Raw genomic sequence first — 23,176 nt, forward strand, 5'->3', positions numbered from 1 at the left:
AAAAATTGAATATTTTTCTTTTGTGCTCTGTATTTTGTTTTCTACAAAGTTATGGTCAAACGCTTCGGGACTATGTTAATGAGGCTGCACAAAATAACCCTAAATTAAAAGCAATTCAATATAACTATGAGGCAAATTTGGAGAAAGTTAATGAAGTCGGAAGTTTGCCCAATACCAAAATTGGTGCAGGGTATTTTGTTAGTGAACCAGAAACTAGAACCGGAGCTCAAAAAATAAAGCTTAGTGCCTCACAATCACTTCCGTGGTTTGGTACCTTAAAAGCAAAAAAAGATAAAGAAGTATTAAGCAGTCAGGTGCTTAAGAATGATATGGAAATTCTTCGCGCTAAACTATCTTTGGATGTGAAAAAACGGTATTATGAGTTATATGCACTAAAATCGAAAAGAAAGATTCTCGAAAAACAAAAGCAGTTATTAGAGAATTATAAAGAGATTTCTATTTCCAAAGTTTCGAATAATAAAGCTTCTGCTGTTGATGTGTTGAAAATTAACATTGCTCAAAACCAATTAGACAATCACATCGAAATACTTAAAGGCGATATTTTAAATACTGAAACTAGCTTTAATAAAATTCTGGATCGTGATGGATTTGATGACCTTGTTATTCCTCATAATTTATTCATTCCAGATGAAGAACCTACATTATCTGTAGATGATGTAACCTACCATCCTGAATTATTGAAATATGATGTACTAAGCGAAATACTCCAAGCACAACAAAAAATAAATGATAAAGAAAGATTACCGGGATTAAGTTTAGGGCTGGATTATGTAGTAGTAGAAGAACGACCTAATCTGGATTTTAGTGATAATGGTAAAGATATTGTAATGCCAATGGTTTCTTTTTCGATACCACTGCTCTCTAAGAAATTTAAATCTAGAAATAGACAATTCGAACTACAACAAGAAAACTATACACAGCAAAGAGATGCTGAACAAAATAAACTAGAGGAGATATTAGAGAAGGCTATTAACAATAGGATTACATCAAGAATTAATTATACAACTCAAATTAAAAATATTGAACAGTCGAAGCAGGCAGAGGATGTTGCACTGTCTGTATATCAAACAGGAAGATTAGATTTTAATGAATTGTTAGAAATTCAAGATATGATACTTGAATTTGAAATTAAAAAGATAGAATCTATCAAAGACTATTTCATACAAACGGCTATTATCAATTATTTAAGCAATTAAAATGCTACAAAGAATGAGACATATATATAAAATTACCGGAATGACTTGTAATGGTTGTCGTAATAGTGTTGAAAAAACACTAAGTACGGTGCAAGGGATCACCAGTGTATCGGTTGATTTAGAAGCAGAAGAAGCCATAATAGACATGAATACTTATATATCAACAGAACAATTACAAATTGTTTTACCAAATAAATACTCTATTTCAGAAAAGGGCAATACTATTATTTTAGGGACATCTAATTATGGTAAAACATCTACCAATAAAGAGAAAACAAAACTAAAAGAGCTTCAGCCACTATTCATTATACTAGGGTATATATCGATTGCTAGTGTTCTATTACATTATAAAAATTGGGATGGTAACGATATTATGCTGGATTTCATGGGTCTCTTTTACATTGTATTTAGTTTTTTTAAAATGCTAGACCTAAAAGGGTTTCCTGATTCTTTTAAAATGTATGATCCGCTGGCAAAAGCAATCCCCATATATGGTTGGATATACCCCTTTATTGAAACAATTTTAGGCTTAATGTTTTTAATGAGATTTCAAATACCTATCGCATTAGTAGTTACACTAATTGTTTTAGGAATAACCACTATTGGAGTGACGAGAACCTTACTTGATAAAAAATCAATTCAATGTGCTTGTTTAGGTACAGCACTGAAACTACCAATGACAGAGGCCACATTTATTGAAAATGCAATTATGATTATCATGGCTATAATCATGCTAACAAAAATATTTTAGAGATGAAAAAAAACATATTATATATAAGTATCGCCGCAATAATAGGTTTGTTTGTGGGATACTTGATCTTTGCCAATAAAACTAATAGTATAGAGACGCATAATCATTTAGAGGAAGATTCTGATCAAAAATGGACCTGCTCCATGCATCCACAGATTATGCAATCAGAACCTGGTGATTGTCCTATCTGCGGAATGGATTTAATACCAGCCGAAATTGAAGATGATCATATTGTATCCGATCAATTCAAAATGACAAAAAATGCAATTACTTTGGCAAATATTCAAACTATGATTGTAGGTCAAGACGAATTTGAAAATGATGTACTTACCATATCAGGAAAAATTAAAGAAAACGAAACAACAAGTGCTGTACAATCAGGCTATTTTTCTGGTCGTATAGAAAGACTTTATATTAATGCTGTAGGGGAAACCGTTAATCAAGGTCAACTTTTAGGAACTATATACTCACCAGAATTAGTAGCTGCTCAACAAGAACTATTAACAGCAGTTTCTTTAAAAGCATCGCAACCCGAATTATATGAAGCTGTGCGTACTAAATTGAAGTTATGGAAACTTTCAGAAAAACAGATCAATCAAATAGAAGTTTCAGGAAAAATTAAAGAGAATTTTCCAATTTATGCTTCAGTATCTGGTATCGTTTCTAAAAAAATTGTAGAACAAGGTGATTATGTTAAACAAGGGCAACCCTTATTTAATGTTACAAACTTAAATACGGTATGGGCAGTATTTGATATATACGAAAACCAAGTGGCTTCTATTAAAAAAGGTCAGAAAATAAATGTTGTAATTAAGGCTTATCCAAATAAAAAATATGAGTCTAGCATCTCATTTATAAACCCTGTTTTAGATGTTAATACAAGAACGGTTGAAGCTAGGGTAGAGTTAAATAACAAAGAAAAATTGTTAAAACCCGGAATGTTTGTTTCAGGAACTGTCATCAACCCAAATAGTCAAAAGAATCAAGAAAGTATAGTTATCCCGGCAAGTGCTGTACTCTGGACAGGTAAGCGTTCTTTAGTATATGTGAAAACTCATGCTAATGAACCAATTTTTGAAATGCGCGAAGTAGTTATTGGCGATCAAAATGAAAAAATGTATACTATATATAGTGGCCTTCAAAAAGGGGAACAAATAGTTACTCAAGGTACCTTTACCGTTGATGCAGCAGCGCAACTACAAGGTAAAAAATCTATGATGAATAGATAATCTCTGCTGTAAAAATTGATTATTATGTATACTGTTTGAGCTTTTTATGCGTTTTTTATGATTAATAATTAAGCGTAAACCGTTTTAGAACAGTATCTTTGCGGATCTTAAGTAATTGGAATTGTGATACAAGACATTATTATTGCTATTTTATGGAGTATTTCTCCTTTTGGAGAGGCTAAAGTAGGAATTCCCTATGGCATGCTCAGTGGACTAAATATTTATTTAGTGTTTGTAGCGTGTTTTTTGGCTAACGTACTAGTTTTTCCGATAATGATCTTTTTCTTAGAAAAAGTAAATGATTATTTATTAAGATGGAATCTGTATAAAAAAGCTGCCATTTTTGTTGCGCGTAGAGCAAAAGTTGGATCAGGTGACAAAATTCAAAAATATGGATTTTGGGGACTGTTATTTTTTGTAATGATCCCACTTCCAGGTACAGGTGTATATGCAGGGAGTATAGCTACATATCTTTTTAAAATAAAAAAGAGAAAGGCCTTTGTTGCCAATACAGTTGGTATTTTCTTATCATCGGTTATTGTTTGGGCAACAACACTACTCACAATGCAAGGAATTGCATAAATTACAGAATATAAATATCTTTTTCTGATATTACTTTGACCACCAATGTTCTTGTTTAGGGTTATGGTCAGTTGTAAAAATTTCGCCTAGTTTGGGGAGAATATATTTTTTCTTTTGTTTTTTCGCTTCAGAGATAAATCGTTCTATGGGATCTGTCCAGTGATGTTGAGCCAAAGCAAATCCGGCCCAATGCACGGCAGTTATTAAATGCGCATGAATATCTATAGCGGCTTGTACACTTTCTTCAGGATACATATGTATTTGATGCCAGTTTTCATTGTATTGACCACATTCCATAATGGCAAAATCAAAAGGGCCTAATGTTTTTCCTATAGTTTTAAAATGATTTCCATAACCACTATCTCCACTAAAAAGTATGTTTTCCGAAGATGTTTTTAATGCCCAACCACCCCAAAGAGATTTTGCCCTATCGGTAAGCCCTCTGCCAGAAAAATGCCGGGTAGGAGTAAACGTTATTTTAATATCGTTGTAATCTACGTTATCCCACCAATCAAATTCTTGAATTTTACTAGGTGCCACACCCCATTTTTCAAGATGTCTTGCAGTTCCTAATGCTACATAATATTGACTTACCTTAGATTCTAACCGTTTGATACTTTCGTAATCCAAATGATCATAATGATCATGACTAAGTAGTAATAGGTCAATATTTGGTAGGTTATCAATTATCTCAATTGTGTTTTCTGAAAAACGTTTTACTGGCATAGGCGATATTGGTGCTGCATTAGGACCAAGCATCGGATCTATAAGAATCGTTTTGTTATTCATACGTATTAAAACTACAGAATGGCCATACCATATAAATTTGGTTTTCTCTGATGTAGCTAAGAATTTTTCTTTGTCAAATGGAAGTATATCTAATGGTTTATCCGGCTCTCTACCTTTTCGTTCACAAAATTGTTTGTATAACAATTTCGGAATAGTTTGAAAACTGATATCCATTTTAGTCTCTTCAAGGTTTTCAAATTTTTTACCATCCCAGTGGGTAGATTTTGCATAACGATTTTCATGCTCAGCAGTAACCTTACTTCCAAATTGTTTTCTTAAACTCATAAGGTAAATATAGTTATCTCATTTAATATGGATTCAGAATTACTTTAATACATGTTTTATCAGTATTAATGATTTCATAAAATGAGATATTACGATACAAATTTCTTCATTGATCTTTGATAGAATATTCTGTATTATATTATTTTCTAAAAAAATATCCGAAACCTATTAGGTTTCGGATATTAAAAATCAAGTGGTATGTAAATAATACTTTGCTAAATTATTCCTTAACAAAATGTATTGATCTATCAATGCCATTTCCATTAATTTTTAAAATATAGTTGCCTGTTTCCAATCCTCTTACTGGCAATAGATATACGTTTTGACCTTTTATTTCTTTATTTAAAACTCTACGTCCAATCAGATTGAATATTTGTATTGATACGTTTTGGTTTTTCAGCCCTCCAATTGACAAAACATCACTTTTAACTGGGTTGGGATGCAGCAAAATATTTTGAGAATTCTTTATTGAAATAGAGACTTTACTTAATCGATTAGAACATGATGGCACTTGGTTGGTATTACTGAAATACAATGTAAATCCGCGACCTTTAGAAACCATCACGAAGTTATCCCCATCTTTTGTTATCCAGTATGAGCCGTCTAACCCATTAAAGCCAGTATTCGATAATGTCACTTCAGGTTGAGCATTTTTTAGTTGATAACTCATCGTTTCAGAGAAATCAACATACCAACTTGGGGTTCCGTTATTGGTATTAAAAGCAAATTTGTATAGTCCATTATATGTAGGATCCCAATTGATTGAAAACTCTCTAAAATTACTAAGGTTTGGACCGCCCTGACCTAAAATATGAACATTGGTATATGACACATTATCCATTGTGGTTAGACCATTTGCAATCGGCGTTCCAAAAGAACAATTTTGATTGTTACCCCCTCCATCTGAATTTTGTACTGTTAATACAAACGTATCTTCGCCTGTATTACCATCATTATCTGTTGCCACCACTTTAAAAGTATGAGTACCCACAGTAAGTCCGTTTATCTCGTCGGGATTTGGCGATGTGGCGTGTCCCCATGTGTATGGAACTTTATTTTCTTGTCGTACTAGCGCATTATTAATATATAGTTTTACATTATTGATTGCTCCGTCTTCATCGGTTGCATTGGCTTCAATTTCAATATCGTATCCTTCTTGTACCGTTAAGTTTCCTGAAGGCTTTATAAAAGAAACTATTGGGTTTATAGTAGAAACTTCGCCTTCAACTTTTAGTATAAATGTTGCTTCGGCTTTTGCTCCATCATTATCAGTAGCTTCAGCTTTTATGGTATGATTTCCTATCGACAACCCTAATAATTCATTAGTGTTATTACCATTACCCCAAGTATAAGGAGCGTTAACCTCCTGGCGTACAAAATTTCCGTCTACATACAATTTTACATTACTAACAGATCCATCGCTATCGGAAGCATTTACAGTCACTTTAAAACTAGAGTATCCTTCTTGAACAGTCATATTACCTGATGGGGATGCAAATGATATTGATGGTTTTTGGTTCTGAGGAGGGTTAGTTGTATTTCCTAATCGATCTTTTAATTGTTTTTCATATAAACTTCTGGGATTTAATTGGATTCCTTTTGATTCTACATATGCCAGAGGTTCCGTGGCAAAAGATCCCTTGTTAGTGATACTACCTTTACAGCCAATAGCCCAATTTCTATGATCTCCAGGTGGATCGTGCATTACGAATCTTGTCGTAGTGGTACAGTTCCAAAACATAGTCTGCGCACCTGCCCAACCATGCCCTGATCCCGAATTTCTACGATTTTCGGCTGCAAAAGCTTTAGTCCCTTTAACTTGATCAAATAAAATTCCTGTTGCCCATCGATGATGGGGTCCTGTGGTGCTTTTTTGGTTCTGAGAAGTACAATTAACAAATACGTTGGGTCCGGCAACTCTTGCCCCTGTTACAAAATCATGGCGACCGCCTCTCGCCAAACAATTCTTAAAAAGCACCTGTTGACCATCACAATTAAAAGAATATTTTCTTCCACCACTAGTTTTGGATTTTGGATCCAACATTTTACTATCTAAAACAGAAATTTTACTGCTTGAACGATCCACATTAACACAAGAATAACCAAAATAGTATGAATTGATGTTTCTTGCCCATGCATTTTCGGTATTTCTGAATGTAATAGCATCCCATGCATGTTTTTCATCCTCATTGGAAGAAAAAACTGACTCTAGACGCATTTTTTCAATACCCACATTTTCAATTCTTCCATTCCAAGAATATTTATAAAGAAAACCCTCAGCATGTCTAGGATCGATAGGATCAACAACCGGTGCATCAAATGTAATTTTGTTACCATTTACAGCAGTTACCTCGCGTTTATAACGAATGGTGTAATCTCGTGGTGTCCAGTTGGTGTCATTTCCGCTATTACTTAAGGTATGCATTTTAAGAAGTTCGATCCAATTTTGATTGGGTTTTCGTTCCAGAAAAATGCGATCTCCTTTTTTAAAGCTATGTCCAGACTGAACAGTAACCGTTTGTGCTCCAATAGGAACATATCCCGATGTGATTTTTTTTCGGGTACTTGATATTGAATTTGCACTACCAGATCCTTGAAAAACAATAAAATCTGCTTTCTCTTTTCTTGTAGTCGCTATCAATTTGGTTCTATCACCTTCTCCACGAATAACCACCCCACTTTTGGTTATTTTTAATTCTTTACTGATTCTATATGTCCCTGCTTTAAGAAGTAAAGCCCCTCTAAAACCATTTTCTAGTTTTTTTGACTCTACTTCTTTAATAGCGTTCTGAATATGACTCCAATTATCTCCACTTCCTTTTGGAGAAATTGTTTTAACAACTCTTATATTAGGAATTTGTTTCTCACCATGGTGATATCCCACATAGCTAAAATCAGGAATCCGGTTTCCTTTATTATCTTTTTTGTACGTCAGTTTTCCCGAAGAGTCGTATCCAAGAAGGGTAGACGTTTGCGCTACTGCAACCGATGAACCTAAAATTAAAAGGCAGAGCAAACAATTTGTTAGTATTAGCTTAATATTTTTCATAAGTAATGGTTATTTTTTGAAATTCTAATGTTGCTTGTAATTGTTTCTATAGTTTAGATACGATTGTTACAAACAGAAACATGTAGGATGTTAAATCCAGCCTCTCGTATAAAAAGTGAGAGGCTAGATTTTCATCTTTTGATTAAGCTTGAGGATTATTCTTTTATAAAATGCAAGGATGTATTCACATCTTTACCTCGTATATTTAAAATATAACTCCCGGCCTCTAATCCTCTTACGGGTAGTTGGAAAGTGTCAACTCCTGTAGACCTTTTGTACAAAACTCTACGGCCAATCAAACTAAAAACCTGTATGATTACTTCCTGACTTTCAAGCCCGCCAATAGATAGTATATCACTTTTTACAGGGTTAGGGTGTAGTACTATTTTCTGGGTGTTTTCTTGAGAAAAAGAAATCTTACTTTGTCTATTAGCACACAAAGGAGCTTGAGAAGAGTTACTAAAGTACAATGTAAACCCTCTATCCTTAGATACTAGCACAAAATTATCATCGTCTTTAGTCACCCAATAACTCCCATCTAATCCATTAAACCCAGTATTTGATAGCGTTACTTCGGGTTGAGAATTATTTAATTGAAAGCTCATAGTATCAGAAAAATCAACATACCAGTTTGGAACTCCATTATTAGTATTAATTGCGAATTTGTACAGACCGTTGTACGTAGGGTCCCAATTGATTGAAAATTTTCTGAAATTACTAAGACTTGGACCTCCTTGTCCTAAAACATGAACATCTGTATACGAAATATTATCCATAGCCGGTATACCATTCGCGATCGGTGTTCCGAAAGAACAATTACCACTATTACCACCTCCATCATTACTTTGTACGGTTAGTGTAAATGTTTTCTCGCCCGTATTACCTTCATTATCTGTTGCTACAGCCTTGAAGACATATGTTCCCGAAGAAAGTCCATTCACTTCTTCTGGGTTAGGAGAACCAGTATGTCCCCAAGTATATGGAACTATACTTTCTTGTCGTACCAGCGTATTATCGATATACAATTTGATATCGTTTATCGTTCCGTCTGCATCGGTTGCATTGGCTTCAATCTCTATATCATAACCTTCTTGTACCGTTAAGTTTCCTGATGGATTCACAAAAGAAACCTGTGGAGGTTGACTAGCCGTCACATCTTTTATAATTACTGTTCTTGATACTTCTGTAGAAAGCCCTTGTTGTCCTTCTTCGAAAGCTCTGGCTCCAATTGTATACGTTCCCGCTACTGTTGGTGTCCAGGATACACTATAAGGAGAGGTTCTATCTTGTTTAAAATATGAGCCATTGATTTTGAAGTTTACTTTTTCTATGCTTCCTTCAGAATCTGATGCATTAGCACTTAAAGAAATAGTTTCTCCAAGCGTATATTCCTGATTATTTTGAGAAGGATTAGTTAATGAAACAGAAGGAGGTGTGTTTTCATCTGGATTTGAATCTTCTTTTGTAATTAGTATTATCCAGTCCTTACCGCCATTGTTAGGGGCATTTCCTATGGATCTATTACCTCCGCCATTAATACTTGTTACCGAGCCATTCCTTAGGTTTCCTCCATTACGCGGATCATACCATTTGATAGTAAATCTTCCGTTCTGTCCGTTTAAGTTAAGATTTGAAGTACCTCCATTTTTTAGATATACTACATATGCTTCACCTTGTTTTGCATAGCAATAATCATTATTATTAGAAGATAGTGAATTATTATTTCGCATTTGTGTCAAAGGAAGATCTGTTATATCAAAGAATCGAATAGCATAACGAGCATAATCCCACCATTTATCACGACTTCTAAAATCTTGTAGCGAAAGATCTGAATGTGCTTGTTCGTATCCAAAATACCATTCATTACCCCATCCACCGGCGAGTAAAGTACCCCAAAGGGCATTTTTTCTTCCGTCAGTGTGCGAATTTCCTGGATTATTATCAGGGCGAAGTGCCTGGCGAGCATCACCAGGTTCATCACAAGCGATTGCCCATTTCTTTCCTTCATTTCTGGATTTATCAATACCCTCTTTTACCTTACCAAAAACACTACTAAAATTGGCTTGATTAGTTTGTAAAGAAAAACCGGTAAGCTTAGACTGATTTCCTAGCAAATATTCAGGAAAGTCATTTGGATGTTTATGAATAACTACATGATGACGGTAAGGGTCATTTTTATAAAAATATTCTGCCATAGCTCTTTCTTGTGTAGGCGATTGATCTACTGATTGTGGTCCACCACCATTCTCTTCTCCTAGGTTCCAATTCAGTGCTAAGTTGTGTCCAAAACGTGCAATCAACTCACGATAGTAGAGTTTACGTTGTGTACCTGTATTTCCATTATCCAGTAATGTTTCATTTTCGGTTTCCTGGAGTTTGAAATGAGAAAAAATTCCATTATTCTGCATGTGTTCGATGACAATAGCCCATTGTGCCATTTTTGAAACATCCATTCGAGTACGTTGATTCGAAGCGATATATGGATATACGTTTTCATCATCACCGTTAATATTCATGGTCAAGAAAGACATAGAGTTAAGTCCTTCGCTAGCTATATAATTAACGGCACCGATTAATCCTTTTCCTTTACCACTTTTCCAGGTAGGATCTCCACTGTTCCAATCACCTTTGTGAGGATTAAAGTTTTTTCTTCTATTGCCAGAATTAGGGGTATTGTCAAAATCATCATATGCAAATAAGTTCTCTGGAGAGTCCGGTCCTTGTTTGATCATATACTCACCTGTTTCTGCAAAGCGGAGATAATGTTCGCCCACATATTGCAAACGGCCTTTAGCTCTAAAATCTCTACCGGTTTTATTTGAAGCATTAATTGTAAAAGATCCTGTGTCTCCATTCATAAACCCTGCAACATTTCCGGCATTAACTCCATCATTTACAGCAACATTATTCCCTTTTCTAAATGAGACTTTATAGTTCCATGTTCCTGTTTTGTCTGGCGCAAAATGAACACGCCATTTATTACCACTCTTAGCAGAGGTTTGTGCGGCATTTCCATCAGCGGCATAGTATCCAGGAACTATATACGATGGAGAACCACTTTGATGTGTAAATGTTACATTAAGTCGGTAGTTCAAAAAAGGGTTGTCGTTAGCCGTTTCTGAAGTATTTGGACCGTTAAAGGTCAAGGTCACCTTGTGCCATTTTCTTAGTTCTCCTGTGATAGAAGCACTACTATTGCCGCTACCACCATCAGTATCACATTTGGTTTCTTCAAGAGATAAATTCGTAGCATTTATGTTAGATTTATTTAATGTTACCCTATCTAATACATGATGTTTTGAACGACCGGAAATTAACATAGTATATGTTCCTGGGGTATCAAACTCTACATATATATCATGAGGGTCATTATCGCTGGTTTTTGTGGTCCAAGTCCAATTAGTAGTTCCTGTAGAGTATACCTTAAAATATCCTTCACCTCCAGCACCTTCGGGATTTGGTGTTTGTCCAGATCCTTTAGGGTAAACCCTTTCATTACCTTTTTGAGCATAAAATTCACTGGCATCAGGAAATTTTAACCAAGTGTCATTCGCTTCTGTTGCACTATCTCCTTCGCCAACTTTTGATCTCCATTGAAATCTGTATCTTCCTGGAGAATTGATTTTTATTTTAGTATTTATTAGTCCGTTTCCTGGGTCATTAAAATGATCAGGTCCGGTCCATTCGAGATACCCTCCTCCGGTAAATCCGGATATATTACTTTTTTTCTTCCAATTTCCTGAAGCGGAGAGATTTTCCGCTTCGATTATAACAAGTCCATCTTTTTCTTCATAAACGTCGCAATTGTCATTGTTACCGCCTCCATTATTACCGCCTCCATCAGAGTTACCAACTGTAAAGCTTTTGGTAGCTTCGCCTTTGGCTCCATCATTATCAGTAACTACAACTTTAACTGTATAATTTCCTTCTTGAAGATTTTCTATAGGATGTGGTGTATAGTTAGCTCCGTCGGTATCTACAATGTTGCCATTTACAAAAACCTCATGTTTGGTGATATTACCATCTGGATCGTTAGCATTAATGTTTACTGAGACATTACTACCTGTGTTATAATTGGATTGATTAGGGCTGGTAATCGATACAGTTGGAGATTGGTTACCACCTCCGCCACTGTTTCCAGTACAGTTGGTCCAAACCTTTACATCATCAAAAAATGCATAATCTGTATTTGGTGACCACCAAACAGGATCTGTACGATTCCCTCCTCTATACGTATGCATTATTAAAGAGTTAATTTTTACATTTCCTTTTCCGGGTAATCGGTATTCTACGTCATTTTTCTCAAGCTTAAGTTCTCCATCGACATACATTTTTAAAACTCCATTTTTACGACCCGGAGTATTTAGCTTGATGTATTGTTTTATGGTATACCATTTATCTTTTTTAATATTTCTAATAAAAGTGATATTGCCTCCACATCGGGTATCTCTATTAGGCAAATATGGATATACTATTATGTATGGGGGTTGCGTATGATCTCTATTCCTTCTCCACATCAATCTACACGAAAAAGCATTTTTATTTACAGATTCGTTGGTAGTACATCCCGCGGGTATACCACCTGAATTTGTTGAGGCACCACCAAGACCAGGAAGTTTACCTCCTGTAGCCCATGTAAAGTTTTTGTCAAATTTTACCCGGTATTCGAGTGTCGCCTCTTCAGCACCATCAAAAGAACTATCAAAAATAAAACCTCCATTTCTACCGCTTGCTGAGTTTTTGATATACTGTGCTCTTAAGGCCCCATTTATTACTCGTGTTTCTTGTGGCCAATTTCCGCCAATTCCTCGGATTTCTCCAGAAGTTCTAGCCGAAACTCTTTTAAAATCATCTCTGAGCATATTCAATGTATACTCTTTATTTTGGTTGTTGTACTGACTAAAATTTTGATTAATCACCAAACTACCGTTACTGCAGTTTTGTGCTTGGGCTCCAGAAATTATGAATAGTATGAGAACCATCATAATTTGCCAACTATTGATAACTAAATCTTTTGTTTTCATAGTGAGTTTGTGTTAGTTTTATAAGTGTTTCTTGTGTTATTTAAAATCTTGTTTTGTATTAAAGGATGTTCTATTGTCGAGTTGACAAGTAGACAGTCCTATCGATTATGTAAGTGTTTATTTCTTGAAGGAATTACTTGCTTTTTATGAATTTAGCCTTAATTGTATCATTTTGATTCGAAAGAACCTCTAAGAAATACAGTCCACTTGGAAGCGCATTGATATTTACTTCAAAATCAGACTTTTTTGACGAAATAGATTCTGAAAACACCCTGTTTCCATTTATGGTGTATATATTTAGTAGATATGCGGATTTAGGTAGTTCTTTTATGGAAAGAATGTCTTTTACAGGATTTTGATTTAGAAAAAGTTTTTGGGAGTTATGTACTGTGATGACTTTCTGGTTTTTTCCTGACATACAAGCAGGAGGTAGTGCCGAATTACTAAAACATATTAGCTTTTGGCTGGTCTTTGACTTCAGAACCAATTCATTATTAGCCATGGTCACCCAGTAACTTCCATCTAGTTCATTAAAACCACTATTATTAAAGGTAATCTCTGGATTTTTATCTTTAAGTTGAAAGGTTACCGAATTACTAAAATCTACATACCAACCTGGTGTACCGTTGTTGGTTTGAAAAGCTAATTTGTATAATGCATCATATTTGGGATTCCACTTGGCCGAAAGACTTACAAAATTTCTTAAAAACTCAGGGCTCCTGGATCCTGTTGTATGTACATAGTTATAATTTACATTATCCAAAGGTTCAAGTCCTTTTGTATCAGGTAGCACAAATGAACAAGCATTGTTGGTTTTTACTGTGAGTGTAAAAGTTGTTTCTTTTTTCTTGCCTTTGTTATTAGTAGCCACAGCTTTGATAGTATACACTCCTGATGAAAGACCATTTAACTCATTAGGATTTGGTGACCCTTGATGTCCCCATGTATAAGGAAATCTACGTTCTCTTCTTACAAATGTGTCATCGATGAATAAACGTACTTCTTTTATAGATCCATCGTCATCTTTTGCATTGACTTCTATTTCAAGATCGTATCCTTCTTGCACAGCAAGATCTTCTGCCGGATTTTTAAAAGAAACATTGAATGATTGATCAGTATCCTCTCCTGTATTATCTCCGATTCTGGTTTTTGATATTTTAAAATCATCAAAATATGCGTATACATCTTTGGTAGGCTTGTAGGCATTGCTACTTCCGCCAAAAAACGTGGACAGGTAAATCGTATTTAGACGTATATCATCTTGACCGTGTTGACGATAATCACCATTATTTGTTATATCTATAGCCAATTGCCCATTAAGCCAACCTCTCATGATTCCATTACGTTCTCCTGGAGTATTAAGCTTGTGATAGACTTCTATATGATTCCAGGCTCCTTTTTTTAATTTTACCTGATCTGGTTGCGGTCCCCCAGATTCGTCATAAGGATCTATTAAACTCCAATTGACAGAAGCTGTCCAACCCTCCCAAGTAGGACGTGTTTCGAAGTGGTTATAAAATTCTAAAAGCCCATCATGCCTCCACATTAATCGAAGGGACATATTTCTTTCTCTGGTCTGGTATCCTAATCCGGGTAGTTTACCTCCTGCACGAAACTCAAAATCTTCAGGGATATACACGCGATAACTAAAATACAATTCGTAATCAGACGCATAATTATTCCAATACACCTTGGTATGCATTCCGCTATCATTGGTCTTGACTTTGCCTTTAGGATATTTAACTTTTAATACATTTCCATGATCTCGAAATTCAGAAATAAATACCCTGCCTTCATCGGCGCCTTTACAAAAGGAAACACCAAAGGTTTCTTCAAATTTTTCTTCATTGTATTCGCCCAATGTTAATTGATCAAAATTGTTTTGGTATATAAGATCCTGGGCAAAAAAAGTAGTTGTTACGAATAGCGAAACCATTGAAATCAGGTTTCTGTTTGTGAAAAGAGTCATATTTTGGGAATTTAGTTATAACTAACCGGGTAAATTCGTTTTACCCGGTTTTAAAAAAGTTAGTTGAGTTATGTTATTTCTTTAAAAGTCTTGATACTTCTTTGTATTTATGTCCTCTAACAATAATGACATAAATACCAGCCTCTAATTCAGAAATATCCAGGGTAATACTAGTATCAAGAATTGATCTGCTTAATACAACTTTTCCTTGAATATCTCTAATTTCCAATTTTGTATTTGATTGTGGGATATTTGAGATTGTGAGTACATTACCCTCAGAAGGATTAGGGTATATTTTTGCACTAGACGTTTTCATATCTAATGTTGCAACAGACAGTCTATTGTTACAATTTGGTGCTGTACTAGAATTACTGAAGTATATTGCAAATCCTTTATCCTTTGACACCATTACAAAATTATCTCCATCTTTGGCAACCCAATACTCACCATCTAGTCTAGTAAATCCTGAATTTGAGATCGAAACATCAGGATTACTACTATTGAATCTAAAGGCCATAAAGCTTCTTAAATCCACGTAATAATTTGGAATGCCATTGTTGGTGTTAATTGCGAATTGATACAACCCGTTTTGACTTGGATTCCAGTTAATTCTAAATCTTCTGAAGTTTGAAAAATCGGGTCCATTGTTTCCAAGAACATGTACTTCATTAAAAGAGGCTTTGTCAAAAGCAGGTAAAGCATTTTGTAATGGGGTTCCAAAACTACAACCATCAGGATTTGGATTACCGGGTCCGTCAACTTTTGTAAGTGTAAACCAATTGATATTCCATCTAGGACCAGAGGCATATAATTGTAATGTTTGGTTACCACTGGAAAGATTTACTTTGGTGGTTATGGTTTCCCAATTTTGCCATGCCCCAGTATTCGGAATAGCCGTTTTACCTAATGATGAATTATTTACTCTAAGATCAACTTCACCACTGCTAAATTTACTGGCTATTCTATATGCAATTTCATATTCTGAAGTTTCTGGTACGTTAATCCTATATTCCATATAATCTCCGAGATCAATCCATCCCACATTAAGTCCGCCACCGCTATCAGAAGTTTGTTGTGTCCTAATTCCGTTCATATTACAATAGTCTTCGGCCTGAATGCGTGATGTGATGGGACGCCCGCTACCAGTACACCCCTCGACTGGTTCTTCTGTTACGGTAATATTTATTTCTGAAGAATAGGTATCTGCCCCATCATCATCTATGGCCCTTGCTTTTAATGTGTAACTTCCTACAGGAGTATCATTCATTGTATATTGGTAAGGGGAGGAGGTGTCTTCACCAATTTTATTATTATTTCTGAAAAATTCAACTTTAACTACGTTACCGTCATTATCAGAGGCGTTTGCTTTGATTACAATGTTTGTACCGGCGATATAACTTTCTCCATTTACAGGAGATGTTATAGAAACATTTGGATCTTGATTTCCTCCCTGGCAAGGAATGATATTCCAGCCAGGGCAAGAGAGTGTTACAAATCCTAAGGTACCATCACTAACAGGAAAGTCTGGTGTATTCGGGTTTCGTGTGTTATTCCAAACATGAATTTCTTGAGGATTTCCTTGTTTCTTTCTTGCGGTTTGAATTTCAGATCCTCGTCCCTGAAGATTAAAAGTGTTACTAAAAATAGCGTTTCGATAGCCTGTATTATATCCTGTACCTCTATCTAAAAAATCTACACCGGCCTTTATGATAGTTGATCCGTCAAGATTAAAGGTGTTATTGTAAACAAATGCGTAAGCACCTTTGAGATCAATAAAAGCATCGGCACTATTTTCTCCAGAAATACCTTTTGCTGAAAAGGTACAATTTCTAATAATTGTGTTCTTTGTACCTTCTTTTACATCTACACCTTCAGCGGTCACATTAGGTCCAACAATACAACCCTCAATTGTATTGTTATTACAATCCCTGTCGTATTCATCGTGTTGACCTTTGTCTGATCCTACATATAGCCCTTCTCCGATTCCGGGTTTTTTAATTCCGGTATTGTATACTTTACAGTTTTTAACCAGATTATTACTAGAACCATCTCTTAGGTGTATGCCTTCTTCGCCTAATTCGCGAATGACAACATTTTGAATGATTCCATGATTTGCATTATCAAATACAAGCCCTTTTGACCCTTCTTCTAAAATTAAATCTTCTATTTTCCAATAGTCACCCATAATTCTCATAACATATCCATCATATCGGTTATCGGGCCCTTTAAGGATGGGTGGGTTGGATGGATTTTTTCCTCGAATGATAATTGGTTCAGAAGAAGTACCATCCTTTTGAGATAGAAAACGAGCAGCTCTTCCACCGATTGATACCTTTTCTGGTGCCACGTACGTTCCTGAAGCAATAACAATTTCATCCCCTGGCTTTGCATTTCTCATTGCGTTTAAGATACAATCAACGGTATTACAATTAACAATTCCACCTGGGTTAGGAGGGTTTGTATCTCCATCAGACCAATTTTTAATGATGTCTTTAATGAAAATTCCGTAATCAGTTAATTCATTATTCTTTAATCCATCCACACCTTTGCGAAGTTGAACAATAGAAGACCCTTCAGTTCTATTTGGATCGTTGTTACTAGGTTTATCGCTAACCGACCAATTTACGTGACTAATATCTTCATCTTTGAAAAATTGCATCCATTTTTCTGTTTCGGCTGTATCAATATCTCCATCTCCACTAGCATCTACGGCTCCCCATTCGGTAGCAAATAGAGCGATACCATTATTCATTGCTCTTTTTGCTTTATCCCTTAATCCTTGACGATGTGTACCAGCATAGAAATGTAAAGTATATGCTGTGTTAGAGTCACTTATAGGATCGTTAGAAGCGATATCTACATCTTGAGACCAGGTAGGAGAGCCAACAATAATTAGATTATCAGGATCTTTTGATCTAATTCCTGAAATCACTGCATTAGCATATGATTTAATTTCGGGCCATGATTGTCGAATGGGCTCGTTATAAATTTCATAAATAATATTGTCTTTATCTCCATATAAAGTTGCCATTTCTGTAAAAAAAGAAACAGCTTCATCTTGATACTTTTCGGCTTCATGGGTATGCCAATCAATGATGACATAAATACCTTTGTCTATTGCTGCATCGATTACCTTTCTGATTTTTATTTTTTGAGCTTCAGGACTGTCAATATATCCATTGCCACCATCCCAGTTTTCTTTTACACCCATAGCCACTCTGATGATGGCACTATTCCAGTCGTTTGCTAAATGGGTAGCGGTTTCTGCATTATAAAAATCTGAAGTATCGCCTGCATTACTCCAGAATAAACTGTTTCCTGCTAGGCTTGTTGGAATACCGTCGTTATTAACAATTTTATTACCATCAACTCTTAATCTTCCGTGTTTTTGTACTACGGATTGGGCGGACATTGTAAAAGAAGATAATAGAAAAATAAACAGTAGTTGTTTGACAAAAGGTTTTAAGCTATAAAAGTATTTTACTTTCATTTTCATGATGTTGTGAGTTTGTGATTTGTTATAAATTATAATTATCGTATCAACTAATAGTTTTTAACAAATAGGAAACTATCGTTTGATTCTAAATATTAGTTACCAGAAGTAAGCAATGTCAAAACCAGACATGCTATTCCTAATTACTTAAAAAAATAAAGCAATCACCTTATAGATCATGAAAGAGGAAACGGGATCTTCTAGGCGTGCAGCAAATGAATTTGTGCTATAAATAAATTTTTACAGACTTTAGGGTTATCATAGTTTTCATAAGATTTGTGTTTTTAACGTTATTACTTATTTCTCCCAACTGTTCTGTATTCTTAATTCTTATATAAATCTAAAAATTTATGCAAGGGGTAGTTGCACTTAATTTTCGAAACAATGTTAATGATTAAAGAGATTATAAAAGTCCGATTTATGGTGTGTTTTTGTTCAAGTAGTTGGTTTTCAATGTGTTTAAGTGTTATTTTTTAACAAAATTGTTTATTGTATTGGTTAGAATTTTAAACAAAAAAAAGCATTATTCTAGGTTAGAATGTTATAATAATCTGTCAAATTAGCGTTATATTTATAACTAATTAGCTATATCCAGACCCCATAATATGAAAAGAGCAATTACACTATTTGTATGTTTGATACATTTTTTTGCCTTTTCTCAAGAATCTCACTTCAATAATTTTATTCATTTTTCTGTTTCTGAAGGATTATCACAAAGTACCGTGGTGGCTATAGAGCAAGATCAATTTGGTCAAATGTGGATTGGTACTCGAGATGGACTAAATAAGTATGATGGTGAAGAGATTACTATTTTTAGGAATACCCCAAATGATTCAACCTCTTTAAGTAATAATGATATTTTATCTCTAAAAGAAGATAAGGAAGGATTTATTTGGATAGGAACACATAACGGACTTAATAAGCTTAATCCCAGAACAGGAGCTTTTACCCGTTTTTTATATTCATCAGAAAAAAATACTATTTCTCATTGTTCTATCAGAGCCATCAGAGAAATGAAAGATGGTACACTTTGGTTTGCCACATCAGTTGGATTATTCATTTATGATAGAAAAAAAGAAGATTTAATTCGTTATGGTAAAAATATACAAGATCCAACAAGTCTATTTAGTGATGTGGTTATAGAAATTTTTCAGGATGAAGATCAAAATGTTTGGATAGGTACTTCTTTAGGACTTCATAAAGTAACCAACTATGATATTCATAATTTGAAGTTTGAGAGGTTTGACTTGAGGAGTACTAACCATTCCAAAATGTTTATTCAAACCATTAACGAAGATGAGAAAGGTAATTTATTAATAGGTACAAAAGCAAATGGATTATTTGTTTTTAATAAGGAAAGCAGGCTCTTTATAAATAATAAAGCTTTTGGCTATGATGCATTATTGAATTTGGATATCAGAAGATTAGTCTATGATGATAATAATAATTTATGGATTGGTACATATGCAGGCCTTTTTATAAAAAAAGAAGATAATGAATTAATTAAAATTATTAATCAACCGGGAAACCCAAAAAGTCTTAGTAAAAATAGTATAAAAGAAATTTTTATAGACCAAAATGGAGCTGTTTGGATAGGAGCATATTATGGAGGCGTCAATTTATGGGATGTACACAACAATAATTTTCATACGCTTTATAGAACCAAGGGGGACCAAGCATACCAATTAGGAGTAGTGAGTTCTATAGAAGAGAGTGCTAAGGGAACTCTGTATATAGGAACCGAAGGAAATGGTGTAACAGTTATCCATAACGACGGTAAAACGTGCTATGAAACTACAGAAGTACTTCATAAAGAATTAGCAAATACAAATATTAAATCGTTACTCTTAGAGGATCAAAAATTATGGATAGGAACATTAAAAAGTGGAATCAAATGTTTTAATATAAGTACTAAACGTTTTGAGAAATCGGGCTTTGAAGAATTAAATGTTCTATTAAAAAACTATGGAGTTTATAATATTAAAAAAAATGATAACTATCTTGTTTTTGGAACATTTGGAGGTGGATTAGTATTGTATGATTTAGAAACAAAAGAAATAAATTCGATAAAGCACGATATATCAAATGATAACTCATTAACAAATAATAGAATACGATGCATGGCCTTTGATTTGCATAATAATCTATGGATAGGAACAGACAAAGGTGTGAACAAACTTTCTTTCAAATCGCTAAAATCAGGTGATCAGAGTTTAGAAAGGTTTTTGTTTGAAAACAAGAAGTTTTATGGCTATAACATCTTATGTATTTATGAAGATTCTCAAGGGCAAATATTAGTAGGGACCAAAGAACGAGGAGTGCTCAAGTTTAATAATGGAAATTTTAAACCGATTGATTTAAAATTATTAAACACTACTGTGACTACTGCATATAGTATAGTAGAGGATGACTATAATAATCTATGGATAAGCTGTAATCTTGGATTGGTAAAGTATCAAGCTGATATAAAAAAGACAACAGTTTATAATCAATCTGAAGGCTTTTTAGGAAACGAGTTTATCAATAATTCTTATCTAAAAGGAAGTAATGACAACATATATTTTGGAGGTATAAAAGGGGTGTCTTTTTTTAATCCTAAAGATCTTAGAAGAAACAACCATGCAGCAAAAGTAGTGCTTACTGGGCTGAAGATTAATGGAAAAGAACTTGATGAAAGTATCTCATTTGTAGATCAAATTACCCTAGAACATGATGAAGCTTCATTTTTGCTCAACTTTTCAATACCTAATTATGCCAGTACTTCTGATAATCGATATGCATATCGATTGTTGGGGTTAAATGATGAATGGAAATTTACCAATAATCATGAAGCAAGTTATACGATTCAAAAACCTGGAGACTATATTTTTGAGGTTAAAGAAGCAAATAACCAGGAAACATGGAATGACGAACCAACAACTCTAAGAATAACGATAAAAGCGGCACTCTGGAAAACGCCACTAGCATATATAATCTACTTTGCGATTATAGTTTTTGTACTATACCAAATCTATAAAAACATGAGAACGAAGATCGAACTTGTGCACAAACTAAAATCTGAACGTTTAGAGAATATAAGACAAGAAGAAATCAATACCTCAAAATTGGAATTCTTTACTAATATATCGCATGATTTTAGAACACCCTTAACTTTGATCTTAGCTCCAATTCAGCAACTTATCGAAAATTACAAAGGAGATAAGGAAATGTACAAGAAATTGTTGACCATAGAGCGTAATGCGGATCAGCTTTTAAAACTTACGAATCAAGTACTTGATTTTAGAGCATACGAAAATAAACATTCTAAACTTCAAGCGAAACAAGGAGATTTAGTTTCATTTATTGAAGGGATTTATAGATCATTTCTGGAGTATGCTTCAATTGGAAATTACCACTATTCTTTTGAGCATGATTTATCGGAGTTACCAATGTTTTATGATCATAACAAGTTAGAAAAAGTGTTTTATAACATACTTTCTAACGCATTTAAATACACGCCAAAAGGAGGGGAGGTCAAGATTAAATTGTATCAAAATAGCCATAATGCTGTTATTGAAATTTCGGATAATGGTCGAGGTATTAATATAGAATTTTTGAATAAAATTTTTGATAGGTATTACGAAGTTGCTAGTGATATAGAGTACCAAAAACAGTTTAATCAGGGTAGCGGTATTGGGTTGCATATCGCAAAAAAAGCAATAGAATTGCACAAAGGAGAGATTGATGTAGAAAGTAAAGTTGGAATTGGTACAACATTTAAGATTTTTCTAAAATCTGGATGTGCACATTTAGATGATTCTGAACTTCAAAATGAAAGCTGTTCAAATACAGAACCGTATGAGTCTAATAAACAGGAGTATCTAATCGAAACTTTAAAAACAATAGGGCTAGAGCATCTTGGTCAAGACATTGATACGAATAAGCCAAAAATTTTAATTGTAGAGGATAATGATGAGTTTAGAAGATTTATTGTAGATGTTCTAAAAGAATATTATATAATAGAACAAGCAGAAAATGGAGAAGAAGGTTTTAAAAAAGCATTAAGAGTATTTCCTGATTTAATTGTAAGTGACGTTATTATGCCCAAAATGGAAGGTACAGAATTATGCTCAAAAATTAAGAATGATCAACGCACAAATCATATTCCAGTGGTGTTACTAACGTCTCGCTCATCAATTACATATAAATTCGAAGGTTTAGAATCAGGAGCAGATGCCTATATTGACAAACCTTTTGATATAAAAGAGTTGTTTTTAGTGATTAAAAATTTGCTTGGTGCAACTGAAAGAGTTAAGAATAAGTTTACTGAAAACAATGTCAATCATGAGTCTGACATTATAAATTCGATTGACGAAAACCTGCAAAGAAAAGCTATAAAGATTGTTGAAGATAATATTGATAACCGATCTTTTGATATCCCGTATTTTAGTTCAGAATTGGGGTTGAGTAGGACCATGTTATTTGTGAAAATAAAAACCTGGACTAATCTTACACCTAAAGAATTTATTAATTCTATTCGAATGAAAAAGGCAACAGAACTCTTAGAATTAGGAGAGTTGAGCATCTCAGAAGTTGCTTATAGAGTTGGTTTTAAAGATCCAAAGTACTTTTCAAAAGCTTTCAAAAAATATTATAAAAAAACTCCATCAGAATACTCCGAAAAATTCTATTCTTAGTGTCGTAACTTATTATTGTTTGAACAAATAATAGTATATAATAATTGCCTTCATTATACAATACAATATACTTTTACTAATAAAGGATATAATTACTACGTATATGTAATTA

The 23,176-nt window shown here is 34.1% G+C and carries 10 protein-coding genes; 5 read left to right on the plus strand and 5 right to left on the minus strand.

What is annotated here, in order from left to right; all coding sequences use genetic code 11:
* Positions 1-5: 5 nt before the first annotated feature.
* The 4 genes from JJQ60_RS04325 to JJQ60_RS04340 all read left to right on the plus strand — a co-directional run bounded on the left by JJQ60_RS04325 (position 6) and on the right by JJQ60_RS04340 (position 3,779).
* Entirely contained in the window at positions 6-1,217 is a 1,212-nt protein-coding gene (locus JJQ60_RS04325; protein ID WP_201916972.1) for a TolC family protein, read from the plus strand.
* A 13-nt stretch (positions 1,218-1,230) separates the two neighbouring features.
* Positions 1,231-1,968 carry a heavy-metal-associated domain-containing protein gene (locus JJQ60_RS04330; RefSeq protein ID WP_201916974.1) on the plus strand — a complete coding sequence of 246 codons (738 nt, stop codon included), beginning with the start codon at positions 1,231-1,233 and terminating at the stop codon, positions 1,966-1,968.
* A gap of 2 nt (positions 1,969-1,970) precedes the next feature.
* Positions 1,971-3,197: an efflux RND transporter periplasmic adaptor subunit gene (locus tag JJQ60_RS04335; protein ID WP_201916976.1), complete on the plus strand. Its 1,227-nt coding sequence runs from the start codon at positions 1,971-1,973 to the stop codon at positions 3,195-3,197.
* Between the two features lie 123 nt (positions 3,198-3,320).
* The gene (locus JJQ60_RS04340; protein ID WP_201916978.1) at positions 3,321-3,779 is read left to right on the plus strand and encodes a COG2426 family protein; all 459 of its coding nucleotides are present in this window, start codon (positions 3,321-3,323) and stop codon (positions 3,777-3,779) included.
* A 30-nt stretch (positions 3,780-3,809) separates the two neighbouring features.
* Here JJQ60_RS04340 and JJQ60_RS04345 read toward each other — a convergent pair whose 3' ends face one another.
* The 5 genes from JJQ60_RS04345 to JJQ60_RS04365 all read right to left on the minus strand — a co-directional run bounded on the left by JJQ60_RS04345 (position 3,810) and on the right by JJQ60_RS04365 (position 18,307).
* On the minus strand, positions 3,810-4,853 hold the full coding sequence (locus JJQ60_RS04345; RefSeq protein WP_201916979.1) for an MBL fold metallo-hydrolase: 1,044 nt from the start codon (positions 4,851-4,853) through the stop codon (positions 3,810-3,812).
* A gap of 220 nt (positions 4,854-5,073) precedes the next feature.
* A complete protein-coding gene (locus JJQ60_RS04350) occupies positions 5,074-7,902 on the minus strand; it encodes an Ig-like domain-containing protein (RefSeq protein WP_201916981.1) in 2,829 nt (942 codons plus the stop codon).
* Positions 7,903-8,057: 155 nt separating this feature from the next.
* On the minus strand, positions 8,058-12,926 hold the full coding sequence (locus tag JJQ60_RS04355) for an Ig-like domain-containing protein (protein ID WP_201916983.1): 4,869 nt from the start codon (positions 12,924-12,926) through the stop codon (positions 8,058-8,060).
* A 133-nt stretch (positions 12,927-13,059) separates the two neighbouring features.
* Entirely contained in the window at positions 13,060-14,895 is a 1,836-nt protein-coding gene (locus JJQ60_RS04360; protein ID WP_201916985.1) for a T9SS type A sorting domain-containing protein, read from the minus strand.
* A gap of 73 nt (positions 14,896-14,968) precedes the next feature.
* Positions 14,969-18,307: a cellulase family glycosylhydrolase gene (locus JJQ60_RS04365; protein ID WP_201916987.1), complete on the minus strand. Its 3,339-nt coding sequence runs from the start codon at positions 18,305-18,307 to the stop codon at positions 14,969-14,971.
* A gap of 686 nt (positions 18,308-18,993) precedes the next feature.
* Here JJQ60_RS04365 and JJQ60_RS04370 point away from each other — a divergent pair.
* The gene (locus JJQ60_RS04370) at positions 18,994-23,064 is read left to right on the plus strand and encodes a hybrid sensor histidine kinase/response regulator transcription factor (RefSeq protein WP_201916989.1); all 4,071 of its coding nucleotides are present in this window, start codon (positions 18,994-18,996) and stop codon (positions 23,062-23,064) included.
* Positions 23,065-23,176 lie beyond the last annotated feature (112 nt).

It is taken from the genome of Aquimarina mytili (assembly GCF_016735115.1).
Classification (GTDB): Bacteria; Bacteroidota; Bacteroidia; order Flavobacteriales; family Flavobacteriaceae; genus Aquimarina; species Aquimarina mytili.